A 21,590-nucleotide genomic window follows, 5' to 3' on the forward strand; every position below is an offset into this window, starting at 1 on the left:
TACTGCAAGCTCCCGGCGTTCGCCGGTTTCTCAAACTGCCGTCATGAAGTGGACTTTGCCAACGCGCCCTGTTCGCCCCTGGCCTTCGGTGTTGCTCGCCGTCGCTGCGGCAGTATGCGTTTCCGGCATCCAGGGTCAGGGCAACCGCCCACCGGCGTACCAGCCTGCCCCTCCTCTCGGTGCAGTTAGTGCCCCACGGCCGCAGTACCCGGCACCACAGGCCTATAACGGGGGAAGACAGCAGCCCGGCGGCTACCCGCAGACACGCAACTATGCCGGCCCGCAGGGCTACTCGCAGCAACCCCGCAACTACGCCGGACCGCAGTATGCGGCGCCGCAGGGCTATGGCGCGCCCGGTAACCGTTATGGGCAGTACGGAGGCTCGCAGCAGCAGCCAAACCGCTATCAACAGCCTCCTGCGAGCTACGGGCAGCCAAACCGGTACCAACAAGCCTCCCCGAGCTACGGTCAGCCGAACCGGTATGCTCAGCCGTCTGGGGCGTATGGTCAGCCAAACGGGTATGCCCCGGGAGCGGGCAGAGGGTACACCTACGCCCAGGACGGCAGGTCCGCGAATCCCAATTCGCCAGCGCAGACCGTGCCCAACCGGAACGCCAACTACGGCGGCACGCAGCAGGACCCTGCTCGCGTCAACGCACAGCAGCGGTTCTGGCAGCAGAATGGCTCCACCCAGCCCGGAGCTCGAGGCGAGCACCTGCAGCAATGGATGGAGCACCACAACACACTGAATACGCAGGATCAGCAGCGTGCATTACAGCGTGAGCCGGGGTTCAATCAGCTTCCCCAGCAGACACAACAGCGCATGCTGGATCGTCTGCAGCGCCTGAACAGCCTCCCACCGCAGCAACGCGAACGCATTCTGCAGCGCAGCGAACAGATGGAGCAACTCTCGCCTGCCCAGCGCGGCCAGGTGCGTGGTGCCATGGGCCAGCTTGGTGCGCTTCCACAGGATCGGCGGCGCGCCGTGGCACGCTCCTTCCGCGAACTGCGGTCACTGCCGCCGGAGCAGCGCAGCCAGATCCTGAACTCGCCGGAGTACCGCCAGCAGTTCAACGAACAGGAGCGCAACACGCTCAATAACCTGCTGACCGTCAGTCCCATGCTGCCCCAACAGTAGTAAGGGCGAATTAGCATTCGCGGCCGGTTGCGCTGTTCAGCAGTGTCATGTTGCCAGCCCTCCACTTTGCGAACGCCAGTTTGACCTGCCATCCGGTTCGGGGTACCGTACCTGTGTGCCCCGCGCCCTCCAGCAAGCAATGAAGCCGGCTCCCCGCCGCCATTGTTGTTGTCGCTGATCTCTCTGCGCCCTCTGCGCTCGTTTGCGCCTGCACATACCCACTGACATCGCCGCGTCCGCTCCTCTGAAAGGATCGCCATGCCTTCTTCACTCGTTCGCCTCGGCAGCGCTCTCTTGCTCTTGCCTGCCCTGCTGTATGCTGCTCCGCAGCCCAAGACCGCTCGCCACTGGACCGGAACGGCGACGTACCGCGGCCAGTCCATCCCCGTCCAACTCAACCTGGCAGAGCCAGGCCCTGGCGGAAGCATCTCCGGGTCGTTGCAGAACGGCAACGAACAATCGCCTTCCAGCAACGGTCTGCTGCAGGACGGTCACCTGACCCTGCAGTTCGACTACTTCGCACGCAAGCTGCAAGGCACACTGACTCCCACCGGTTTCGAGGGGCAATACACCGGCGCACGCATGAAGGCGCCAATCCCCGTCGTTCTGCACCCAGACCAGGACGGCAAGCCTGCCACGCGCTTCGTTGCCGCCACGGCACCTGTCACCATCAACGGTGATTGGGAGATCGCCGTTCACTCCTCCAAGGGCGAATCCGCATGGACCTTGCACGTTCAACCGTTCGGCGGCAACGGGGAGGTTCAGGCGACAATCCAGCGCATCGACGGCGACACCGGCGGCCTCTACGGCGGGCTTGACCTTGGGAGCGGCGACTACCGCGTTTCGCGTTTCGCCGCGAATGGGCCGACGCTATACGCCTTGCATCCCGCAGCAGACGGCACACTTCAAGTGAAGAACCTGCTCAGCGAAGACGCACCCTGGACCGCTCGCCGGGTGGCAGACGCTCGCCGCGAGAATCTCGCCCCACCCACCCGCTCCACCGAGCAAACGTCCGTCGTGGACCCGAACGAGCCTCTGCACTTCTCCGGCGTGGATCTTTCCGGGCAGCCGGTCAGCAGCAACGACCCGCTATTCCGCGGCAAGGTCGTCATCGCCGCCGTCGGCGGCAGTTGGTGCCCGAACTGCCACGATGAGGCACCGTTGCTGGTCGACCTCTACAACCGCTTCCACAGCCGCGGTCTGGAGGTCGTGGACCTGTCGTTTGAAGAGGAAGACCAGTTGCACAATCCGGAGCGGCTGCGTGCGTTCGTCGCCCGCTACCGTGTCCCTTACACGGTTCTGCTGGTGGGCACACCAGACCAGTTGAACCAGAAGCTGCCGCAGGGCAAGAACCTGAACAGCTGGCCGACCAGCTTCTTCATCGGCCGCGACGGCTTGGTCAAGCAGGTGCATGCTGGCTTCAGCGGCCCCGCAACCGGAGCTGCGTATACCGAGCTTCGCGAGGAAACTATCGCGCTGATCGAACGTCTGCTGGCTCAGAGCGGGCCTCCGCAAGCTACTGGAACGGAGTAGCCCATACTCCATGGATGAGAACAGCACAGGGCCAGTCATCGACTGGCCCTGTGCGTTGTTGCTATCTACTCGGAGCCTGCGATCAGCTCTTGAAGAGGTTCTTCAGGATAAAGATCACGTTGGCAGGGCGTTCCGCCAGCCGCCGCATGAAGTACGGGTACCAGTCCGTCCCAAACGGCAGGTAGACCCGCACCCGATACCCGCGTTTCAGCAGACTTCGTTGCAGATCGCGGCGCACGCCGAACAGCATCTGGAACTCAAAGCGGTCGTGCGCGATGCCGTGCTGTGTCACAAACTGCTCCACGGCCGAGATCATCTTCTCGTCGTGCGTGGCCATGCCGCAGTACACGTCGGAACTCACCATGCGCTCAGCCAGCTTCACATAGTTCCGGTCCACATCCGCCTTCTCCGGAAATGCATGCTCTGGTCCTTCCTTGTAAGCGCCTTTGCACAGCCGGATCCGAATCCCCTGCCGCAGCAGACGCTCGGTGTCGTCGTTCGTCCGGTACAGGTACGCCTGCAACACCGTTCCGACAGCGCCAGGAAAGCGTCCGTGCAGGTGCTCGGTCAGCTTCAGCGTCACTTCGGTATAGGGTGTGCCCTCCATGTCGATGCGCACAAAGTTGTTCAGGCGGGCCGCATGTTCCACGATTTCGGCCGTCACTTGTTCCCCAAGTGCAGAGGAGACGTCGAGGCCGATTCCGGTCAGCTTCACAGAAACGTTGGCATTCAGCGACTTCGCCGCGATGCGATCCAGCAGCAGGTGGTAAATCTCCGCGGCAGCCCGCGCACCTGCCTCCGTCGCTACGCTCTCTCCCAGCGAGTCCAGCGAGACGCTGAACCCCTCCGCATTCAGCTCCTCGGTCACGCGAATCGCGTCATCGAGAGTGGTTCCGGCGACAAAACGCCCAGACACTTTACGGCCAGGTCCGGTCTGTTCGAGGAGCTTCCGAAGGGTGCGGTTGTGGGAAAGGGTGATCAGGAAGGAACGCATCATGCTCACAGCAGTGTAAGCGGGCCACCGCCGCTTTGCGGAAGCGTCAACCGCTTACCGGAATCCGTTCACCTGGATCACCGTGCGCGGCTAACTCGCCGTGGTCAGTTCGCCGTTGTCCCGCAGCGGAACGCCCGGCTTGACGGGCGCAGAAACACCCGAGGTCACCGGCGTTGTCATGCGGCTGGTATCCGCCAGCTCCGCAATCGCAGCGTCGTACCGGCCCATCAGGCTGTTGGACCGAATCGTGGCCATATCCTGCAGCATGCGGGAGCCGTCCTTCAGATAGCTGATCTTGGACCGCTCGTCGTGGCCCCAGGAAACCGGCACTTCCGCGATCTTGAAGCCGAGCTTGCGCGCGATGAACAGGATCTCCGGATCAAATCCCCAGCGCTCAACCCGCTGCAGGCGAAAGATCACCTGCGCTGCCGCCCGCCGGAATGCCTTAAACCCGCACTGCGTATCCGCATAGGGCAGACCCATGACCGCACGCGTCAGGCGATTGAAACATCGGCCGAAGAAGCGGCGGTACAGCGGCTGGTGCAGTGTCTGTCGGCTACGATCCAGCCAGCGGGATCCAATGGCAACGTCCGCTCCGGCCTCGATCGCCGCGAACAGCCGCTCTGCCTCTTCCATGGGCGCCGACAGATCCGCATCGGTGAACATGACGATCTCGCCCGTGGCCTGCAGCAGGCCGTTGCGTACGGAGTAACCCTTGCCGCGATTGCCCGGGTTCTGCACCAGGTGCAGCTCGGGCGAGGCCTGCATGTACCGGCGAACAATGGTGGCCGTCTCGTCGACGGAGCCGTCATCCACCACCAGGACTTCCGCGTCCCACCCGTGGTCCCGCACGCACTCGAGCACGCGTTCCAGCGTTCGCTCGATGCGTGTCGCCTCGTTATAGGCGGGAATCACGATACTCAGGTGTGGTGACGCCATCGTCGGCCCCGGTTGAATTGCGCTGGTGTCGCGCACTAATCCGCGATAATACCCCAATCATAAGACGACGGTAAACGTCGTTCCGACTCGCTCCGCACCGCGCTGAATTCTGCGCCGTTCCTGCAAAGCCCGTGGCGTTTCGCGCCAGCTTGCTCCCGCATCCATCGGGCGAAAGCTGTGCCGTTTCAGGCTTCTATCCGGTGCTACACTCAGGCCGATGCAGGACCCCGTGTACCCTAACCAGCCGCCCGTTACGCCGCCGCCACCGCTGTATGCGTACCCGCCGCCACCGCCAGAGCCTCGGCGCCGGCGCTCCGGCGCGTTCTGGGCCATGGTCATCGGCGGCTCCCTGCTCGCGGCGATCACAGTTCTGGGCCTGCTTACCTGGATCGCGGTCAAGGCAGTGGATAGCGATTCCTCCACCACCACCGCACTTACTTCCGGCAAACAGATCGGCGTCATCGAAGTGAGCGGCGTCCTGCTGAATGCCGAGCAGCTCGAGACGCAACTGCGCAAGTTCGGCGACGATGACGACGTCAAGGCCATCATCCTGCACATCAACTCGCCCGGCGGCGGCGCCGCCGTCTCGCAGGAGCTCTATAACGAAGTGCTCCGCGTGCGCAGCGAAAAGCACAAGAAGATTGTCGCCTCCATTGAGACGGTGGGCGCCAGCGGGGCGTACTACATCGCGTCCGCCTGCGACAAAATTTACGCCAACGACGCCTCGGTCGTGGGCTCCATCGGCGTGATCATGGAGTGGACGAACTATGGAGACCTCCTGCGCTGGGCCAAGCTGAAGCCCGTCGTGCTTCATGCCGGCGACCTGAAGGACGCGGGCGACCCCACCCGTGATCTGACCCCGCGCGAGCAGGAGTATTTCCAAGGCCTGATCAACAACATGTACGGCCAGTTCATCCATGACGTGGCACATGGCCGGAACGTTCCGGATGACCGCATCAAGCCGCTGGCTACCGGCCAGGTCTGGACCGGACAGCAGGCCAAAGGTCTTGGTCTGATCGATCAGGAAGGTGGCTTTCGCGTCGCCCTGGTCGACACGGCCCGCTCAGTCGGCATCACGGGCGAGCCCAGCATCAAGCGTCCGCCAAAGAAGAAGGTTGGGCTGCTTACAGCCCTGAACGGCACCGACACCGACGACCTGAGCCGGACGCCCGATGCCAGCCTGCTGCGCATCCTCTCTGCCGTGAGCGCGTCCGCGGCAGGAGCCCCGCTCAATGCGGACACGCTCAACCAGTCGCCCGGCTTTTACTTTCTGTGGAAGTAGGCGGCCAGCACAGCTGGCCGCCTGATCCGGCGTACCTCGTTCCCGATCAGGCTCGACCACGCCGTCTCACATCCATGGACTACAAGTTCGATACACTCACAGACACATTCCCCTGACCGACGGAGATGCTGCGGTGACCAAAGCGGACCTGGTAGACGAAGTAGCAGCGTTGGGCGATCTGACCCGCCGCGATGCGGACGTGATCGTGGAGACCATCTTCAGCGGCATGATCGAAGCCCTGCGCGCAGACGACAAGATTGAGATCCGCGGCTTCGGATCCTTCCGCTCGCGCCAGCGCAAACCGCGCACAGGGCGCAACCCGAAGACAGGCCAGCGGGTGGACGTGCCCGCTAAGCGCGTTCCGTACTTCAAGCCGTCCAAAGAACTGCGCGACCAGGTGAATGCCGCTGCAGCCCGGACCGCCGCGCCGCCTGCTGAAGGCTAAGCCTCACTCCCACCGGCTACGCCGCCGGTTTGGCTGGTTCCAGCACATCACGAAACGCGCGCTCATAGGGCTCTGGTAAGGACCGCCGCTTCATGTCTCGCCCAACGACCATATGCGTCGTCTCCCCCGTGGCCAGCAGCACGCCGTCCCCTACGCGCACCACTTCGTATCGCATCCGCAGGATCGAACCTCGAACCGCCTGGATGCCCGTACGGATTGTCAGCTCGTCATCGTAGCGGGCGGGCAGCTTGTAGCGGACCTGTGCCTCCACCACGCTGATCAGGCAGCCGAAGTCTTCCTCCAGCCGCCGGTATTCCAACCCAAGCGAGCGCATGAACTCCACGCGGCCCACCTCAAACCAAACTAGATAGTTCGCGTGATACACCACTCCCATCTGGTCCGTCTCCGCGTAACGCACCCGTACTGTGGTTTCCATCATGTGCGTCACCCGCGTCCCGAAAGCCAGCTACTCCTCCAGCGGCAGATCCTCTTCTTTCACGTGGACGCCCACCGCGTCCAGCATGTCTTTTTCCTTCCGCCGCTCCGACCAGTCCGCGGCCAGCACATAGGCGGCGTAGCCCAGCACCAGTAACGACAGCACGCCCAACGGCACCATCCACCATGGGTCCGGGTTCGTCATGGCACACGTTCCTGCATCCAGGTTCGCGCACGCGGCGATCCGTTGCGAGCGGTGCAACAGCACCGGCGTTCCCAGCAGGCTCGCAAACAACAAGAGCAGCAGAATGCGATTGCGCATACCTCACACAGATGCTGAAATGCGCCGGCCGCGTCGCATGGAAGCGCGGTGCATCTGAAACACACGGGAGAAGATGCTTGAAACCTGAACCGACAGACGTTCTTCTGGTCATCGATATGCAGCCCGACTTCCTGCCAGGTGGTCCGCTCGCCGTTGCGGAAGGCGACGAGATCGTTCCGCTGATCAACCGGTTGGGAGAGCGCTTTCCCGAGGTCGTTCTGACGCAGGATTGGCACCCGCCCATGCACATCTCCTTTGCCAGCACGCACGGCAAGCAGCCCTTCTCGGATACCGTGGAGGCTCCCTACGGCACGCAGTCACTATGGCCCGACCACACTCTGCAGGACACTCCCGGAGCCGCGGTCGCTCCGTCGCTGCGCCTGCCTCATGCCGGACTCATCGTTCGCAAGGGCTTTCGCCGGGACATCGACTCCTATTCAGCCTTCCTCGAAAACGATCACCAGACGCCCACCGGCCTCGGTGGGTACCTGCGCGAGCGCAACCTTTCGCGGCTGTTCCTGTGCGGCCTGGCTTGGGACTACTGCGTCGGATTTTCGGCCCTCGATGCCCGCTCGCTCGGATTTGAGGTCTTCGTCATCGAAGACGCCGTGCGCGGCATCGACCCCGAAAGCATGCGCATCATGACCGCTCGCTGGGACGAAGCTGGTGTCCAGCGCATCCACAGCGCAAGCATCCTCGGCTAGCGAAATCGAACGGCAGGCCGTTACTACTTTGGTTCTCTTCCCCGTTCTTTCTGGAAATCTAGGCTGTTGGCCGGCTTTGCCCCTTGACGAACCAGTTACCGGTTGCCATTCTAGGCACATCGCGGTCGTTCGTTATCGGACGTGCGCGATATGGGGCCCCGCTCTGGCACCCATCCGCTACACACAACCAATGGCAACCATGATGGCACCCGTAGAACAGCGTGAGGTCCTGCGCTGTGATCACTGCCAGCTCGTGCAGTTCCGCACCGCTTCCAACTCTTGCCGCAAATGCAAGAAGCCCTTGGACGTGGTGGACGTGAAGCCGGCCGCACCCGCGCTGACCCTGGTTCCCCCACCCGCTGCCGCCGCCGAGAGCGAAGGCCTGCAGGTTTCCAAGGCAGTTCGCGATCTGCGCCGCGTGCGCAACCTGAGCCAGCGCCAGCTTGCCACTCGCATGAACGTGCCCCGCACCTACATCAGCAAGATTGAGAACGGCAAGGCCACGCCGACCCTGGGCAGTCTTGAGCGCCTGGCCCGTGCCCTGCAGGTCGACATCAGCGCCCTGCTGCGCGATGCAAAGTCACGCCACTCCAATGAAGCTTCGCTTCTGATGAACGATCCTTTTTTGGCAGAGATTGCCGGTTTCTGCGCCAAGCTGGATCCCGTTCAGAAGTCCATCTTCCTCAACCACGTCCGCGAGCTCGCCTCGGGCCGCCGCCGCATCGCCTAGCACAAGCGCCCCTGTACGCAGGGCGCGGCACGCGATCACGGCTACACGATCGTTGGACCCGCAACCACGCCCCCTACCTCTCCCGGGGATCTGTGGTTGCGGGTTCGTCTGTTTGCTGGTAGAACCGATCCAACATGCGCCGCCATCGCCAGATCGGTTCCCCAGCGCGTCTCTGTTGTTGTCGCTCGCTCTGAGCGCCCCGCCCGCTCGCCGGGCAGCCTGACCTACCGTTTCGATTGGGTCAGTCGATTGCAATCTCCCTAACATCCTCAAAGGATTCGCATGCCGGTCGACGCTCGCCGTCTCTCCCCAGACACCTGGGCCGTTCTTATCGCCCTCGTGCTCGCCGCCCTCATCCATTTCCACGTCTTGAAGACGATCACCTGGTAGCGGAAGAAATCTATGTCTCAGGTCAACTCCATCGCTCTGGCAGAAGACGCGGTTCGCCTGCCCGAACTTTCGTCCCGCTTCAGTTTTCAAGGTCTGCTCGGCCTGTTGCCCGGCATCGGTCTGCTCGCCGTCATCGGCTACGCGGGCAAGTGGATTGAGCAATCGATCGCCCGCTACGGCAAGGCTCACCACTTGGTGCTGCCCAACATCGAATACGTGCTGTGGGCCATTCTGATCGGCTTCATCATCGGGAACACCGTCGGCCTGCCCTCCATCTTTCGGCGCGGCGTAGCTACCTACGAGTTCTGGTTGAAGATCGGCATCGTCCTTCTGGGTGCGCGCTTCATTCTAGGCGACATCGGCCGCCTCGGAGGCATTTCGCTCGCGCTGGTCTTCGTGGAGCTCATCCTCGCGCTCAGCTTCATGACGGCGCTGGGCCGAGGCTTCAAGCTTTCGCCCAAGCTCGTTACCCTGCTTGCGGTCGGCTCTTCCGTCTGCGGCGTCTCGGCCATCATCGCCACTCAGGGTGCGATCGACGCCGACGAGCAGGACACCTCCTTCGCCATCGCCGCGATCCTTGCGCTGGGCGCGCTGTCGCTCATCCTCTTCCCCATCGTGGGCCATGCGCTGCACATGAGCGATCATGCCTACGGTGTATGGACCGGGTTGGCCGTCGACAACACGGCCGAAGCCACCGCTGCCGGTGCGCTCTATTCCGACGCCGCCGGCAAGTTCGCCGTCCTGGCGAAGACCTGCCGCAACGCCATGATCGGCTTCGTCGTTCTGGGCTATGCGCTGTACTGGGCGTCGCAAGGCCAGACCGTTCGCGTGGGCAACAAGGCGGCTTTTCTCTGGCAGAAGTTCCCGAAGTTCGTCCTGGGCTTCCTGCTCATTTCGCTGCTGGCCACCGTCGGAGTCTTCAGCAAGCCCGAGCTCGCTTCCCTCGGCAACCTGTCACGCTGGGCTTTTCTGTTGACCTTTGCCGGGGTGGGACTCCGCACCAATCTGCGCGACCTGCTGCGGCAGGGCATCCGGCCATTTCTGGTCGGCGCTATCGGCGAGGTGGTGATCGCAACACTCACGCTCGGCCTGGTCTACGGCGCCGATCGGCTGTATCACCTCTAGGCAAACTGCGCGGTGCGTCATGCGATCCTCTGCATCCTGCTTACTTCCAACCACTTGCGAAATCCATACGGATAGCCGCGGCACGCACGGAAAGCCGCGGCTCCACTCGCCCCGGCACGCGGGAATCGCCGGTTTTGCTTCCCTTCCACTGACGTGCTACGGTCAATCGCGGAGACATCTGCTTTGCCGCTGACGCAACCGTTGCGCATTCACGAGCTTTCCCCCGCGGAGCTTGCGATGTACCGCACGCTGGATGTGGAGCGGATGCCCGAGCACGTCGCCATCATCATGGACGGCAACGGTCGCTGGGCAGGCAATCGCACCCTGAAGCGCTTCGTCGGCCACCAGCAGGGCGCGGAAAGCGTTCACTTTGTTGTGGAAGCAGCCAGTCGCATCAATCTCCCGTTTCTTACGCTGTACGCCTTTTCCATCGAAAACAACCTGCGACGCCCGCGAAGCGAAGTCGGCTTTCTGATGAAGCTGCTGCGCAACTACCTGGTTGGCAACGTGCGCCGCATGAACGACAACAATGTGCGCATGCGCTACATCGGCCGCATCCAGGATCTGCCGCCCGACGTGGTGGAAACCATGCGCTGGGCTGAGGCAGAGACGGCGCGGAACACCGGCACCACGCTCACGCTGGCGCTCAATTACGGTTCGCGCGCAGAGATGGTCGACGCCACTCGCGGCGTTCTGCAGGACCTGCTGGACGAGGCGCACCGCCGCAGATGTTCGGTGGACGACCTGCTCAGCGTCAGCGGTCTGGATAGCGTCGACGAAAGCACACTCGCGCGTCACCTGTACACGCACGATATGCCCGACCCGGACCTGCTCATCCGCACCTCCGGCGAGATGCGTATATCCAACTTCCTTCTCTGGCAGATCGCCTACTCTGAGATCTTCGTGACGGATCGGCTATGGCCCGATTTCCGCGGCGAGCATCTGCTGGAAGGCATCGCTGCGTTTCAGCAGCGGAACCGCCGGTTTGGTGGCCTGGACACCGAGTCCAGCGATGAAGACCTGCCCGATCCACTGATGCCGGAACTTGTTCGGAGCTAAGCAGACGGCAACATATCGCGTATCCTCACCCTTGGCATGAAGCGCATTCTTACCGCGACGGTTCTCATCGCGATCGTCCTGGGCGTGATCTTTTTCGGCAACGGCATCGCCATGTCGGTTCTGGCGTGCGTCATCGCGCTGCTAGCCGCCTACGAGTACGCCGAGTTGACCCGCAGCGGCGGGGCGGGCGTACCCGTGTGGTGGCTGCTGCCCGCCATCGTTCTGCTCTTCGCGCAAAGCCAGTTCCTCCCGCTGGAAGGCCCGCTGCCGCTGCTCAGCTTTCTTGGCCTCAGCCTGTTTACCTTCGCGGCTTTTCTCTACGCACGCTCGAATCAGTTGGATCGCGTGCTGCCGACCGCCGCGGAAGGCTTCTTCGGCCTCATCTACGTGGGCTACCCGCTCATGCTGCTGCCCATGTTTGCGGCAAAGGAGAACGGCAAGACCCTGCTGGTCTTCCTGATGCTCGTCGTCTGGACAGGCGACATCGCCGCGCTCTACATCGGCAAGGCCTTTGGCAAGCGCAAGCTGGCACCTGCGCTCAGCCCAAATAAGACCTGGGAAGGTGCGATCGCCTCAGCCCTCGGCAGCATGATTATCGCCGGCGTCCTCGCTGCCGTCTGCCAGGCGGTCGGCCAGCACGGCACAACGATCCTGCACATCAGCGAACCGCTGTGGCAGACGCTCTTGCTCGCTCTGCTGGTGAATATCGCAGCCCAGGTCGGCGACCTGGTCGAGTCTGCCGTGAAGCGCGGCGTCGGCGTCAAGGACTCCGGAACGCTGCTGCCCGGGCACGGCGGCGTGCTCGATCGCATCGACGCCCTGCTGGTCGCGGCACCCGTTCTCTGGTACCTGCTGCTGCTCAAGGACTCGGCCGGCCTCGGCGGCTTCTAGAATGTTCGTTGTGAAGAACATCGCAATCCTTGGATCGACCGGCTCCATTGGCACCTCGACCCTCGACATCTGCCAGCGTTACCCGGACCGCTACCACGTCATCGCCCTCGCGGCGGGCAAGAACGTCGCCACTGCGCTGGAACAGTGCCGCCAGTGGCGTCCCGCCGTTATCAGCATGGCGGACGAGCCGTCCGCCGATGCACTGACGCAGCAGCTCAAGTCTGAGGGCATCACCGGCATCGAAGTAGTTCATGGCACGGCCGGCACCGTCCGGGTCGCCACGCATCCGGATGTCACCTTCGTCGTCAGCGCGATCGTCGGAGTTGCCGGGCTCGAGGCCACGTATGCCGCCGTCGCCCTTGGCCGCGAGATCGGTCTGGCCAACAAGGAAGCCATGGTCGCTGCAGGCGAGCTCATCATCGCGAAAGCACGCGAGACCGGCGCAACGATCCTTCCCATCGACTCCGAACACAACGCCATCCATCAATGCATGCGCGGCGGCACACCGGCCGAAGTCAAGCAGATCTGGCTCACCGCCTCGGGCGGTCCATTCCGCAACACGCCTCTCGCCGACTTCGCCGGCATCACGCCGCAACAGGCGCTCAAGCACCCCACCTGGGTCATGGGCCAGCGCATCACCATTGATTCGGCCACCATGCTCAACAAGGGCCTCGAGATCATCGAGGCCTGCCGCCTCTTCAACCTGCCTGCCGACCGCGTCCGCGTCACCATTCATCCGCAGTCGACGATCCACTCACTGGTGGAGTACGTAGACGGCTCCATACTTGCCCAGCTTTCCGTCACAGATATGCGCCTGCCCATTCTCTACGCCATGGCATACCCGGAACGCGTGGCGTCTGATCTCACCTTCGACCTTGCTACGCTGTCTCACCTCGACTTCCAGCAGCCCGACCTTGCCCGCTTTCCCTGCCTGCGCCTGGCGTATGAGGCGGCGCGCGCCGGCGGCACGCATTGCATCGCGCTCAACGCCGCGGACGAAGTTGCGGTGGACGCCTTTCTGCGCGGGGAGCTGCCGTTCCTCGGCATCCCGGAAACCATCGAGCGCGTGCTTGCGGCCACACCCGTCCGCACGCCTGCCTCTATCGCCGAGGTACTCGCTGCCGATGAAGCAGCCAGGCACCTGGCGCGCGAGTTCCTGCCACAACCGGCGCACGCCGCCTGACCCGGTCCGGTCAGAGCAAAAACGGATCAAAAAGCGTCTAATATGTGGAGCACCTCTGCGGCCCCGCGCCGCTCACCACCACGGCGCACCCGCGCCCTGAGGCAAATTTGACCGGCTTTCTCGTCTTCCTGATCGTTCTCGGCTTCATGGTCCTCATTCACGAGGCCGGCCATTTCTTCGCCGCCAAATGGTGCGGTGTGCGTGTTGAGGCGTTCGCCATCGGCTTCGGCAAGCGCCTGTTCGGCATCGTTCACAAAGGCACCGACTACCGCGTGAACCTTCTCCCGCTGGGCGGCTATGTCAAAATGGCCGGCCAGGACGAAATGGCCACCATTGAGAAGACCTCCGTGCCCGCCATGGAGCCCTACGGTGCCGGCACCGAGCAGATCCTGGGTGGCGAGCACGAGCGCGAGATCGAAGCACGGACCGCAGCCGTCGCCGCGCACGAGGGCTCCGGCGTGGAGTTCACCGCAGTGCCCCGCTGGCGCCGCATGATCATCGCCCTTGCCGGGCCAGTCGCCAACTTTATCCTTGCCTTCGTCGTCCTGTTCGCTGTGAACGCCCTGCACCACGAAGACGCCGAATATCTGAACGGGCCGGCCGTGCTCGACTACGTTCCGGTCAACTCTGCCGCAGCGAAAGCGGGCCTGCAGACGGGCGACACGATCACAGCCATCGGCAACCACAGCACGCCGACCTGGCAGAACCTGATGGAGCAGACGGGTGCCGCGCTCCGCACCACCGTTCCGATCGCCTTCCTGCACAACGGTCAGCCCCGCACCGGGCAGATGTACCTGGAACCGGTCGAGGACGAGCACGGCCTAACCGACAAAATCGGCATCATCCCGCAGCAGCAGACTGGTCCCATCGTGGTACACCGCGTGCAGCCCGGCACGCCAGCCGAACAGGCGGGCCTGAAGGCCGGCGATCGGATGAACTCCGTGGACGGGCACGCCTTCCACTCGGTCGCTTCCCTGCTCAACTATCTGACCGATGGCAACGGAAAGCCGGTCACGCTGCAGGTGACGCGCGCCGGTCAGCCGCTTCAGCTTCAGGCCAAGCCAGAGATCGGTGCGGTCGCGGAAAATCGCAAGCAGTTCCGCCTCGGCTTTGAGCCCGAACCGCCTCCCTTCACCGTCACCCGCATGCCCCTGGGCGCCGCTGCCGCCGAGTCCTGGAAGGACAACGTCCACTTCTCGCTTCTGATCGGCCAGATCCTGCACGGGCTGTTCACCCGGCAGGTCTCGGTCAAGAACATGAGCGGCCCGGTCGGTATCGAGCAGCAGGTCGCCGAAGCTTCCAAGAACGGCATCTGGGAGCTTGCGTCCCTGACCGCCGCGATCAGCCTGAATCTCGGCATCTTCAACCTGCTTCCCATCCCCATCCTGGATGGCGGCCTCCTGCTGTTCCTGATCGTCGAAAGCATCGCCCGCCGCGACGTGAAGCCCGTGATCAAGGAACGCGTGTACCAGGCGGCGTTTGTCTGCATCATCGCGTTCTTTTGCTTCGTCATGTGGAACGACATCAGCCGCATCATCACGGCGCACCACAGCTAATCAACGCTGCTTCCTCGCCAAGGTCGAAACGCAAGTCAGGGGCCACATGGCCCCTGATTTCCTTTCAACTTCGATCGGCATGGCCGCTCGATCGCTACCGTGAGTTCTCTTCCGCAACCGCCTGTCGCGTGTAGTACTCATCCGGCATGCGCACCGTAACTCCCGGCCGGTTCACCTGTGCCTTCAGGCTATGGAAGCCGTTAGGTGCCTCTGCCGGAGCCGGCGTAAAGCTGACCGTGTACCGGCTATCCATCTCAGACAGCGCGTGATCCACCATGCGGTCGATGTCGTTCGAACCCTGCTGCACCTCGCCACCGTTGTGCGTGGCCAGCACCTGCAGGCTCAGATCGGCAATGTCCACATCGCCCGGCTTCTTCGCACTCTTCAGGAACGCCTGGTAGTAGTCGGAGCGGCCCACACTTTCGTTGGGTCCGAAGGGGTTCAGCATGTCCAAGGTGATGTCGGCCTGCAGCATGGAATCCTGCAGTTCGGCCACGCTCTGGTAAATGCCCCTCTGCTCTTTCGCGGTGAGTTGGATGCGCGGCCCAGAGAGTAGCGGCCAGCCCGGCGAGAGGAACAGAATCAGCTTATGTCCGGGAATCGTAGAGGCGTACTGCACTAACTGCCGCAGCGATCCGAGACAGATGTTCGTCCGGTCCTGGCCGCCGTACTGTGAGTCACGCCGAATCTCATGCAGGCCAATCGGGTACTTCTGCAGGGCCTGGTTGATGGCGTTGCCATCCTGCGAAAACCCGGGCTGAATGTCCATCTTGGTGTCCGTCATCACGGCGATGGTCAACGGCACCCTCAACTGCCCGTCGTTTCGGGTCAAGAACTTCTTCAATTCGCTCCGCTCGTAGGCCACCGTCGTCGCGCGGGCATTCACGTCATCAATCACCAGGATCACGTGCGTGGGAACATTGCCCGCGTGGGGCGGCAACAAGGACTGGACCGGCACCGGGGTGCCGTTGTCCAGCAGCGTCAGATCACCCTGTCGCAGAGCGTCAGCGCCGCTCCCGTTCACAAAGAGGTTGAGCCGCATTCCGCTGGCCGCCGTTCCTGACGTCGCCGTTCCTGGCGCCGCAGCCGGCCCTGCCTGCGACTGCGCCGGGACGCTCCCGCACCCAAGGGCGGCGATCGCCACTGCTGCTAGTAACTGTTTCCCGACACACATCTTCATCTCCGTTCTTATCCGCATGGATTAGATGAGGAGACCACCCGCGAGGGGGTATGTCGCTTTGCGTCGCACCGGCAAATCCGGTTCGTGCGGATGCGAAAACTCCAGAGAACAACCGTTTGCCGAAGTACAATATCCGTATGTCCTCGACGCCTTGCAGCCGTCCCGCCGCCATCAATCGCCGCTCCCTTCTGAAGTCTGGCACGGCGGCCGCAGCCGCCCTCGCTTTCGGCCGGCTGGGCCGCGCGGTCGCGACAGCCGCAGCCATTCCGCAGGTTCGCCTGAACAATGGCGTAAGCATGCCCATGCTGGGATTCGGCACGTACAGCCTGCGCGGCGACCTGTGTACCGAAAGCGTCGCCGACGCGATTGCCGCCGGCTACCGCCTGATCGACACGGCGAAGGTGTACCAGAACGAAGAAGCCGTTGGCGCTGCGATCAAGAAGAGCGGCATCGACCGCAAACTGTTGTTCGTCACCTCAAAAATCTGGGTCGACGACTCCGGATATGACAAGGCCAAGCTGGCCTTCCAGGAGACGCTGGACAAACTCCAGCTCGAATACCTGGACCTCTACCTCATCCACCGCCCGCGCGGTGATGTAAACGGCTCCTGGCGCGCCATGGAAGAACTGAACGCAGCGGGCAAGATCCGCGCGATCGGCCTCAGCAATTTCGACCCTGCCCAATACGCCAGCCTGATGGCTGCGGCCAAAACCAAGCCGGCCGTCAACCAGGTGGAAACGCACCCCATTTTGCAGGAAAAGGTCGAGCTGGCCACGCTTGAGCCCGCAACCGTCCGCATGGAAGCGTGGGCGCCGTTTGGCGAAGGTCGCGACGGCCTGTTCACCAACCCGACCCTGCAAACGATCGCCGGCAAGCACGGCAAGACCGTGGCCCAGACGATGCTGCGGTGGCACTACCAGCGCGGCGTGGTCGCCATCCCGCGCTCGTCCAACCCCGCTCACCGCCGGGAAAACCTCGCCATTTGGGACTTCCAACTCACCCCCGAAGACATGCGCACCATTGCCGCGCTCGACCAGAATCGCTCGCTCTTCCCGGAGTGGACCTAAACCGCGTCCCGCAAGGACCGCAGACTCCCGCAAAGCAGAGGAGCCCGGCCTAAGCCGGGCTCCTCTGCTTTACGCGGTTTAGAAGTTCCGCGCGTAGGTGTCGCGCGGCAGCCCTGCGCGTCGCGCCCGGTCCCGCAGCGCGAAGGCTTGTACCGAGTCGGACGGTCCGCCCAGCGCCACGAAATACGGAGCATGTCCAGTGGGCGAATACACCTGCGGCTGCATGCCCGTATAGCGGTCCTTCAACTGCATTGCCTTCGCCTCGGCCTGCTTCTCGTAGCGGTAGGTGTACGCGATCACGTACCACCCGGCACGCTCGCCGGAAGTAAACAGCGACGTTTGGACGGGCGCCGCATGCTGCCCTGCAGGCGCGTGCGCTGCCGGTCCAGCCGGCAAAGACGGCGCGCTCTGCGCTCCGGCAGGAGCCGCCGCCACAACAGGCTGTGTGGGCGACGCCGGCACCGGTGATGCATGATGCGAGCCGCCCACCGTGCTCCACAGCACGAAGCCCACTACGGCAACGATGGCACCCGAGGCCACCCAAACCTTGCGGCCGGCGACTTTTTTCTGAAGGCTTCCCAGTCCTTGCAGCAACCCACCGCGTTCTGCCATGCCCACGTTCTGCCTCGACCGATCCCGAACGCCGTTCAGCGGCAGGTTCAGCGAGGCCAAGCGCGAGGTGTCACCCGCTGCGGGGCGCGTGTCGGAGCCCCGGCTTCCACCGCCTCCATGATCCTGGCCCTCCATCGCTCTAACGGACCTGCCCCCAACCAGCGGCTCTCGACCCGCAAGCATGGCAGACACCGCAGCCGGCGAGTTTGCGCCGGACACGGTGACGCGCGGTGGGGCCGATGCGATTCGCCTGCCACTCGTGGCAGCAGCAGCGGGAGCCGCAGGCGCCGGCTCGCTCGTTCGTACTGCCGTGCCGCGGACGGGGGTCGCAGCAGTTGCAGCCACAACGGGTGTCGTTGCCGGGGCGGTCGGAACGGGCGGACGCGTCACCGTCTCGGCCGGCTTTACCGGTTTCAGCAACTCCATTTCTTCGACGATGCCGGCTGCGTCCACAGTGCCGTTCAGAGCGCGGCGCACAATGCGGTCGAACGGACTGGGCAACTGCATTGCCGCGCTTTCTTCCCATTGCGGCGTCAGACAGCGCCGCAGCAACAGTCCCAGGTCGTGTACGTCGCGCTGCCGCAAGGCTTCACGCGCTTCTTCGGTATCCGCTTCGAAGTCTCCGGTACATTCGCGCACACAGTCGCTGCGCAGCTTTACCGCCTCGCCGACGGCAAACACGTTGATGGCGTCCACGTGACCATGAATCAGGCTGGCGCGATGCAATGCGGCCAGCGCTCCCGCAACCGCCTCCGCGACCTCGCCTGCTTCTTCGGAGGTCAACACGCGCTCGCGCAGAACATCCGACAGGCTCGCGTCATTTGGCTCGAGAACGCAAAACGCCAGTGGAACTCCGTCGAACGTGGTCTGGCCCCACTTGCGGACCGCCTGCAGACCGGGATGCGAGACTGCCGCCGCCTTTTCCCATCGGCCGATCAGCTCGCCTTCGTCAAAGTGTGATTCCGTAAGCCGGAGCAGCGCCGGCTGCCCTTCCGCCACGGTCAGAAAAAAAGCACTCCGGCCCTCTGATCGGCTGAGCCGCCCAACCGGGTAACCCGCCAGTGTGTTGCCTTCGTATTCGGTCCAAAGATGCATGCGTGTCGATCCTGGGTGAAGTAAGTAGTGTCCACTGCACGCCAGAGACCAAAGGCAGGAGGCGAAATCCGCGCTGATCGCTTGTGTTCTCCGCATCCTGTTTCAGAGACCCGCAAGGCCTACCCGGCGAGTGCACCTGGAGTGCGAAGATATTCGGCATCCGCGGAGTAAACAGGTGAGGCCCGGAGGCGATTGCTTCCAGGCGGACCTCGTGCTGCGAGCCACGGGCAGGACTACCTCGCCAGCGTTCGCTCCGGTGTCTCGTTCCATTGCCCGAGCGCCTTCAGCTCGTCCGTCACCACGGCCGCGATCCGACGCGCTTCGGCCAGGTCGCCAGCAGGCAGGCTGATCGCCCCCACTCGCGGGTGCCCACCACCGCCGAACCGCTCGCAGATTTTGGAGATGTCCGCGAGTCGTTCCTTCGGCACGGTCGTCCATGGGCTGGTTCCGACCGAAATCTTCACGCGAAAGCTCGACTGCGAGATGCCGACGGCGTACACCGCTTCGGGCAGAAGGTAGTACGGGATGAACTTGGAGTACCCCTCGGTCGGCTGATCGGAGATGTCAAAAGTGATGACGCCCTGGTCTGCGTTCACCCGCGATCGCAGCAGCGTGATGTCGGCCTGCTGCTTTGCCAGGCGCGGCTGCAGAGCTTCCTGCACAAACACCTCTTGCAGTGTCGCGACCAGCGGTTGCGAGGTCAGCAAAGGGATCAGCCGTGGAATAAACGTCGGGTCGTTCGTCGACTCGATCACGGTCGCCAACCGCATTGCCGGTGCCGCCAGGCTCACCGCCGCCTCCGCAGACTCGAATCGCGCGCCGTCGATCACATCCGCCCAGTGCAGCAGATCTTCGAGCCCGCCGGTCGAGAAGCCGTACTTCTCGCGCGCCACATCCGCGATCAGGCCAGTGCAGGACACATACGCGGGATCGAAAAACTTCTGCGTGGATGCACCGGCGACTTTCTGCTCGTGCTCGAAGCTGCGGCGCAGTTCCTCTGTCATGAACGCGCTGACGTGATGATCGAACCACCACGTCAGCTTTGGCGAAGCCGAGTACTTGAAATCCACAATCGCGTTCTCATCGCCGGTGAAATCTGCATCGTTCAGCCCACCCCCGGCCTGGTGCTGCAGACCCTGATAGTCGTACTCGCTCGCGGTCCCGATGCACTCACGATGAAACCGCGTAAACAGCGACGCCGAACACGCCCCGTCGAAACAGTTGTTGTGAAACAACACTCGCAGCTTCATACCGCCTCCGTCTGGCCGCTCAACGACATGAGCCGCGACTGGTTCAGGTCCAGTTCCCGCTCCAACGTTCGATGCAACGGATCGCTGATGCGACCCTGGTCCCGCAGCTCCAGCAACGCCTTGCGTTCCACCGCGGTCGTCTCCTGCAGGATCTTCAGCAGTGGGCTCAAGTGGACGCCCTGCGTCACTTCCGGACCGCAGTCGCTAATCAAATCGAGCCGGTGCGAATACTGGTGCAACAGGTCTTCGTAGGTGTGATCGTTTTCGTGATCCTGCGCCCGCTCCTGTTTCAGGTGCTCGACCGCTGCGCGCATGATGATGCGCCGCGCCTCGCCCTCTTCGCAGTAGGCGGACATATCTTCGCGCAGGCGCAGCGCGCGCACCAGCCACGGCAGCGATATGCCTTGCAGCACGAGTGTCACCAGGATCACGGCAAAGGTGAGAAAGATGATCAGGTTGCGCTGCGGAAAGGGCTGCCCGTACTCGCGTGTGTAGGGCAGGCTATACGCCGCGGCCAGCGCGACCACGCCACGCATCCCGGTCCAGCCAATCACGAAGACCCCACGTGGGCTCGTGATGGTCGTCTCATGGTGCAGCACGCGGCGCATCCGGTTCGCAAACGCCGCCCCGGGATACACATAGATCAGGCGCAGCGCGATCAGCACCACGCTGAACACCGCACCATACAAGAACAACTTGCCGCGACCGTACCCGCCCAGGCCTTCCAGCACTGCCGGCAGTTGCAGACCCAGCAGAATGAACACCAGACCGTTCAGCAGGAACTCCAGAGCTTCCCACACGGAATACGCCTGCAGTCTCGTATTCGCGGAAAAGAATCGTGCCGACTGCCGGCTCAGCAGCAGCCCGCAGGTGACCACCGCAATCACGCCCGAAGCGTGGATCGCCTCGCCCGCCAGGTAGCACGTGTACGGGGTGATGATGGTGATGGCAATTTCAACAGGTCCGTCATCGATCCAGCGCTCCATCCAGGCCACGCCCATGCCCACAGCGGCGCCCACTCCCAGGCCGCCCGCCAACAGCCACAGCAGCCGCAGGACTCCGTCGTGCACGGTAGGCGTCGAGCCTTCCGTCAGCATCGCTACGCCGAACTCCAGCGCAAGCAGGCCCGTTGCGTCGTTCAACAGGCTTTCGCCTTCCAGGATGTCCACGATGCGCTGCGGCATGCCGACCTTCTTCGCAACAGAGCTAGCCGCCACCGCGTCGGTTGTGCTGACCACCGCACCCAGCAGAAAGCCCATGCGCCAGTCGAACTCGGGCAGGAAGTGGTGAGCCGTATATGCGACACCGATGGCGGTGAAAAATACCAGGCCAAAGGCGAGCGACACAATCGATGGCAGATTGAACTTGAACTCACGCCATGATGTGGACCACGCCGCGCTGAACAGCAACGGCGGCAGGAAGACAAGAAACACCACATCCGGCGGCAGAGGGATGCGCGGCAGGTGAGGCAGCAGTGACGCACCGAGCCCGACCAGCACCAGCACGATCGGGTACGACAGCGATAGCCGGCGCGCCACGCCACTGATCACCGCCACCGCAATCATGAGTCCCAACAACAGCAGCTCCAGCGTGTGAATCGGGGTCATGCTGCCAAACATAGCTTCAGGTTAGCCCACCCGGCCCGCCTTCCCGGTGCAAG

Annotated in this window: 20 protein-coding genes; 12 read left to right on the top strand and 8 right to left on the bottom strand. The window is 63.3% G+C overall.

Annotated elements, in window-relative coordinates; translation table 11 throughout:
* Positions 1-43 precede the first annotated feature (43 nt).
* Together OHL12_RS07750 and OHL12_RS07755 are read left to right on the top strand one after the other, a co-directional pair.
* A complete protein-coding gene (locus OHL12_RS07750) occupies positions 44-1,138 on the top strand; it encodes a DUF3106 domain-containing protein (RefSeq protein WP_263413252.1) in 1,095 nt (364 codons plus the stop codon).
* A 258-nt stretch (positions 1,139-1,396) separates the two neighbouring features.
* A complete protein-coding gene (locus tag OHL12_RS07755; protein WP_263413253.1) occupies positions 1,397-2,671 on the top strand; it encodes a TlpA disulfide reductase family protein in 1,275 nt (424 codons plus the stop codon).
* A gap of 82 nt (positions 2,672-2,753) precedes the next feature.
* On the opposite strand, the gene OHL12_RS07760 is transcribed toward OHL12_RS07755, so the two are convergent.
* Together OHL12_RS07760 and OHL12_RS07765 are read right to left on the bottom strand one after the other, a co-directional pair.
* Positions 2,754-3,668 (bottom strand): proline dehydrogenase family protein, encoded by a 915-nt coding sequence (locus OHL12_RS07760; protein ID WP_263413254.1) that lies wholly within the window; start codon positions 3,666-3,668, stop codon positions 2,754-2,756.
* An 87-nt stretch (positions 3,669-3,755) separates the two neighbouring features.
* Positions 3,756-4,604 carry a dolichyl-phosphate beta-glucosyltransferase gene (locus OHL12_RS07765; protein ID WP_263413255.1) on the bottom strand — a complete coding sequence of 283 codons (849 nt, stop codon included), beginning with the start codon at positions 4,602-4,604 and terminating at the stop codon, positions 3,756-3,758.
* A 217-nt stretch (positions 4,605-4,821) separates the two neighbouring features.
* Here OHL12_RS07765 and sppA point away from each other — a divergent pair, with 217 nt between their 5' ends.
* Positions 4,822-5,886, top strand: coding sequence for a signal peptide peptidase SppA (gene sppA, locus OHL12_RS07770; protein ID WP_263413256.1), 1,065 nt, complete (start codon positions 4,822-4,824; stop codon positions 5,884-5,886).
* A 133-nt stretch (positions 5,887-6,019) separates the two neighbouring features.
* Positions 6,020-6,331: an HU family DNA-binding protein gene (locus OHL12_RS07775; RefSeq protein WP_263413257.1), complete on the top strand. Its 312-nt coding sequence runs from the start codon at positions 6,020-6,022 to the stop codon at positions 6,329-6,331.
* 16 nt (positions 6,332-6,347) lie between these two features.
* Here the strand turns inward: OHL12_RS07775 and OHL12_RS07780 are convergent, their stop codons facing one another.
* Together OHL12_RS07780 and OHL12_RS07785 are read right to left on the bottom strand one after the other, a co-directional pair.
* Positions 6,348-6,770, bottom strand: a complete 423-nt coding sequence (locus tag OHL12_RS07780) for an acyl-CoA thioesterase (protein ID WP_263413258.1) — start codon at positions 6,768-6,770, stop codon at positions 6,348-6,350.
* A gap of 27 nt (positions 6,771-6,797) precedes the next feature.
* Positions 6,798-7,088 carry a hypothetical protein gene (locus tag OHL12_RS07785; RefSeq protein ID WP_263413259.1) on the bottom strand — a complete coding sequence of 97 codons (291 nt, stop codon included), beginning with the start codon at positions 7,086-7,088 and terminating at the stop codon, positions 6,798-6,800.
* A gap of 77 nt (positions 7,089-7,165) precedes the next feature.
* Here OHL12_RS07785 and OHL12_RS07790 point away from each other — a divergent pair, with 77 nt between their 5' ends.
* The 7 genes from OHL12_RS07790 (at position 7,166) to rseP (ending at position 14,726) form a co-directional block, all read left to right on the top strand.
* On the top strand, positions 7,166-7,792 hold the full coding sequence (locus OHL12_RS07790) for a nicotinamidase (protein ID WP_263413260.1): 627 nt from the start codon (positions 7,166-7,168) through the stop codon (positions 7,790-7,792).
* A gap of 190 nt (positions 7,793-7,982) precedes the next feature.
* Positions 7,983-8,522 carry a helix-turn-helix domain-containing protein gene (locus OHL12_RS07795; RefSeq protein ID WP_263413261.1) on the top strand — a complete coding sequence of 180 codons (540 nt, stop codon included), beginning with the start codon at positions 7,983-7,985 and terminating at the stop codon, positions 8,520-8,522.
* Positions 8,523-8,924: 402 nt separating this feature from the next.
* Positions 8,925-10,037, top strand: coding sequence for a YeiH family protein (locus tag OHL12_RS07800; RefSeq protein WP_263413262.1), 1,113 nt, complete (start codon positions 8,925-8,927; stop codon positions 10,035-10,037).
* A gap of 183 nt (positions 10,038-10,220) precedes the next feature.
* A complete protein-coding gene (gene uppS / locus OHL12_RS07805) occupies positions 10,221-11,096 on the top strand; it encodes a polyprenyl diphosphate synthase (RefSeq protein WP_263413263.1) in 876 nt (291 codons plus the stop codon).
* Between the two features lie 36 nt (positions 11,097-11,132).
* Positions 11,133-11,987, top strand: coding sequence for a phosphatidate cytidylyltransferase (locus OHL12_RS07810; protein WP_263413264.1), 855 nt, complete (start codon positions 11,133-11,135; stop codon positions 11,985-11,987).
* Between the two features lie 10 nt (positions 11,988-11,997).
* On the top strand, positions 11,998-13,170 hold the full coding sequence (locus OHL12_RS07815; RefSeq protein ID WP_263413265.1) for a 1-deoxy-D-xylulose-5-phosphate reductoisomerase: 1,173 nt from the start codon (positions 11,998-12,000) through the stop codon (positions 13,168-13,170).
* Positions 13,171-13,214: 44 nt separating this feature from the next.
* Complete coding sequence (rseP, locus tag OHL12_RS07820; RefSeq protein ID WP_263413266.1) at positions 13,215-14,726, top strand: RIP metalloprotease RseP; 1,512 nt, start codon at positions 13,215-13,217, stop codon at positions 14,724-14,726.
* A 94-nt stretch (positions 14,727-14,820) separates the two neighbouring features.
* On the opposite strand, the gene OHL12_RS07825 is transcribed toward rseP, so the two are convergent.
* On the bottom strand, positions 14,821-15,870 hold the full coding sequence (locus OHL12_RS07825; protein ID WP_263413267.1) for a VWA domain-containing protein: 1,050 nt from the start codon (positions 15,868-15,870) through the stop codon (positions 14,821-14,823).
* A 173-nt stretch (positions 15,871-16,043) separates the two neighbouring features.
* Here OHL12_RS07825 and OHL12_RS07830 point away from each other — a divergent pair, with 173 nt between their 5' ends.
* Entirely contained in the window at positions 16,044-16,973 is a 930-nt protein-coding gene (locus OHL12_RS07830) for an aldo/keto reductase (RefSeq protein WP_263413268.1), read from the top strand.
* Positions 16,974-17,051: 78 nt separating this feature from the next.
* Here the strand turns inward: OHL12_RS07830 and OHL12_RS07835 are convergent, their stop codons facing one another.
* The 3 genes from OHL12_RS07835 to OHL12_RS07845 all read right to left on the bottom strand — a co-directional run bounded on the left by OHL12_RS07835 (position 17,052) and on the right by OHL12_RS07845 (position 21,537).
* Complete coding sequence (locus tag OHL12_RS07835) at positions 17,052-18,680, bottom strand: hypothetical protein (protein WP_263413269.1); 1,629 nt, start codon at positions 18,678-18,680, stop codon at positions 17,052-17,054.
* A 233-nt stretch (positions 18,681-18,913) separates the two neighbouring features.
* Entirely contained in the window at positions 18,914-19,930 is a 1,017-nt protein-coding gene (locus tag OHL12_RS07840; RefSeq protein ID WP_263413270.1) for a DHH family phosphoesterase, read from the bottom strand.
* Positions 19,927-21,537: a Na+/H+ antiporter gene (locus tag OHL12_RS07845; RefSeq protein ID WP_263413271.1), complete on the bottom strand. Its 1,611-nt coding sequence runs from the start codon at positions 21,535-21,537 to the stop codon at positions 19,927-19,929. The genes OHL12_RS07840 and OHL12_RS07845 overlap by 4 nt, the downstream gene beginning before the upstream one ends.
* Positions 21,538-21,590: the final 53 nt, after the last annotated feature.

Source organism: Terriglobus aquaticus, assembly GCF_025685415.1.
GTDB classification, from domain to species: Bacteria; Acidobacteriota; Terriglobia; order Terriglobales; family Acidobacteriaceae; genus Terriglobus; species Terriglobus aquaticus.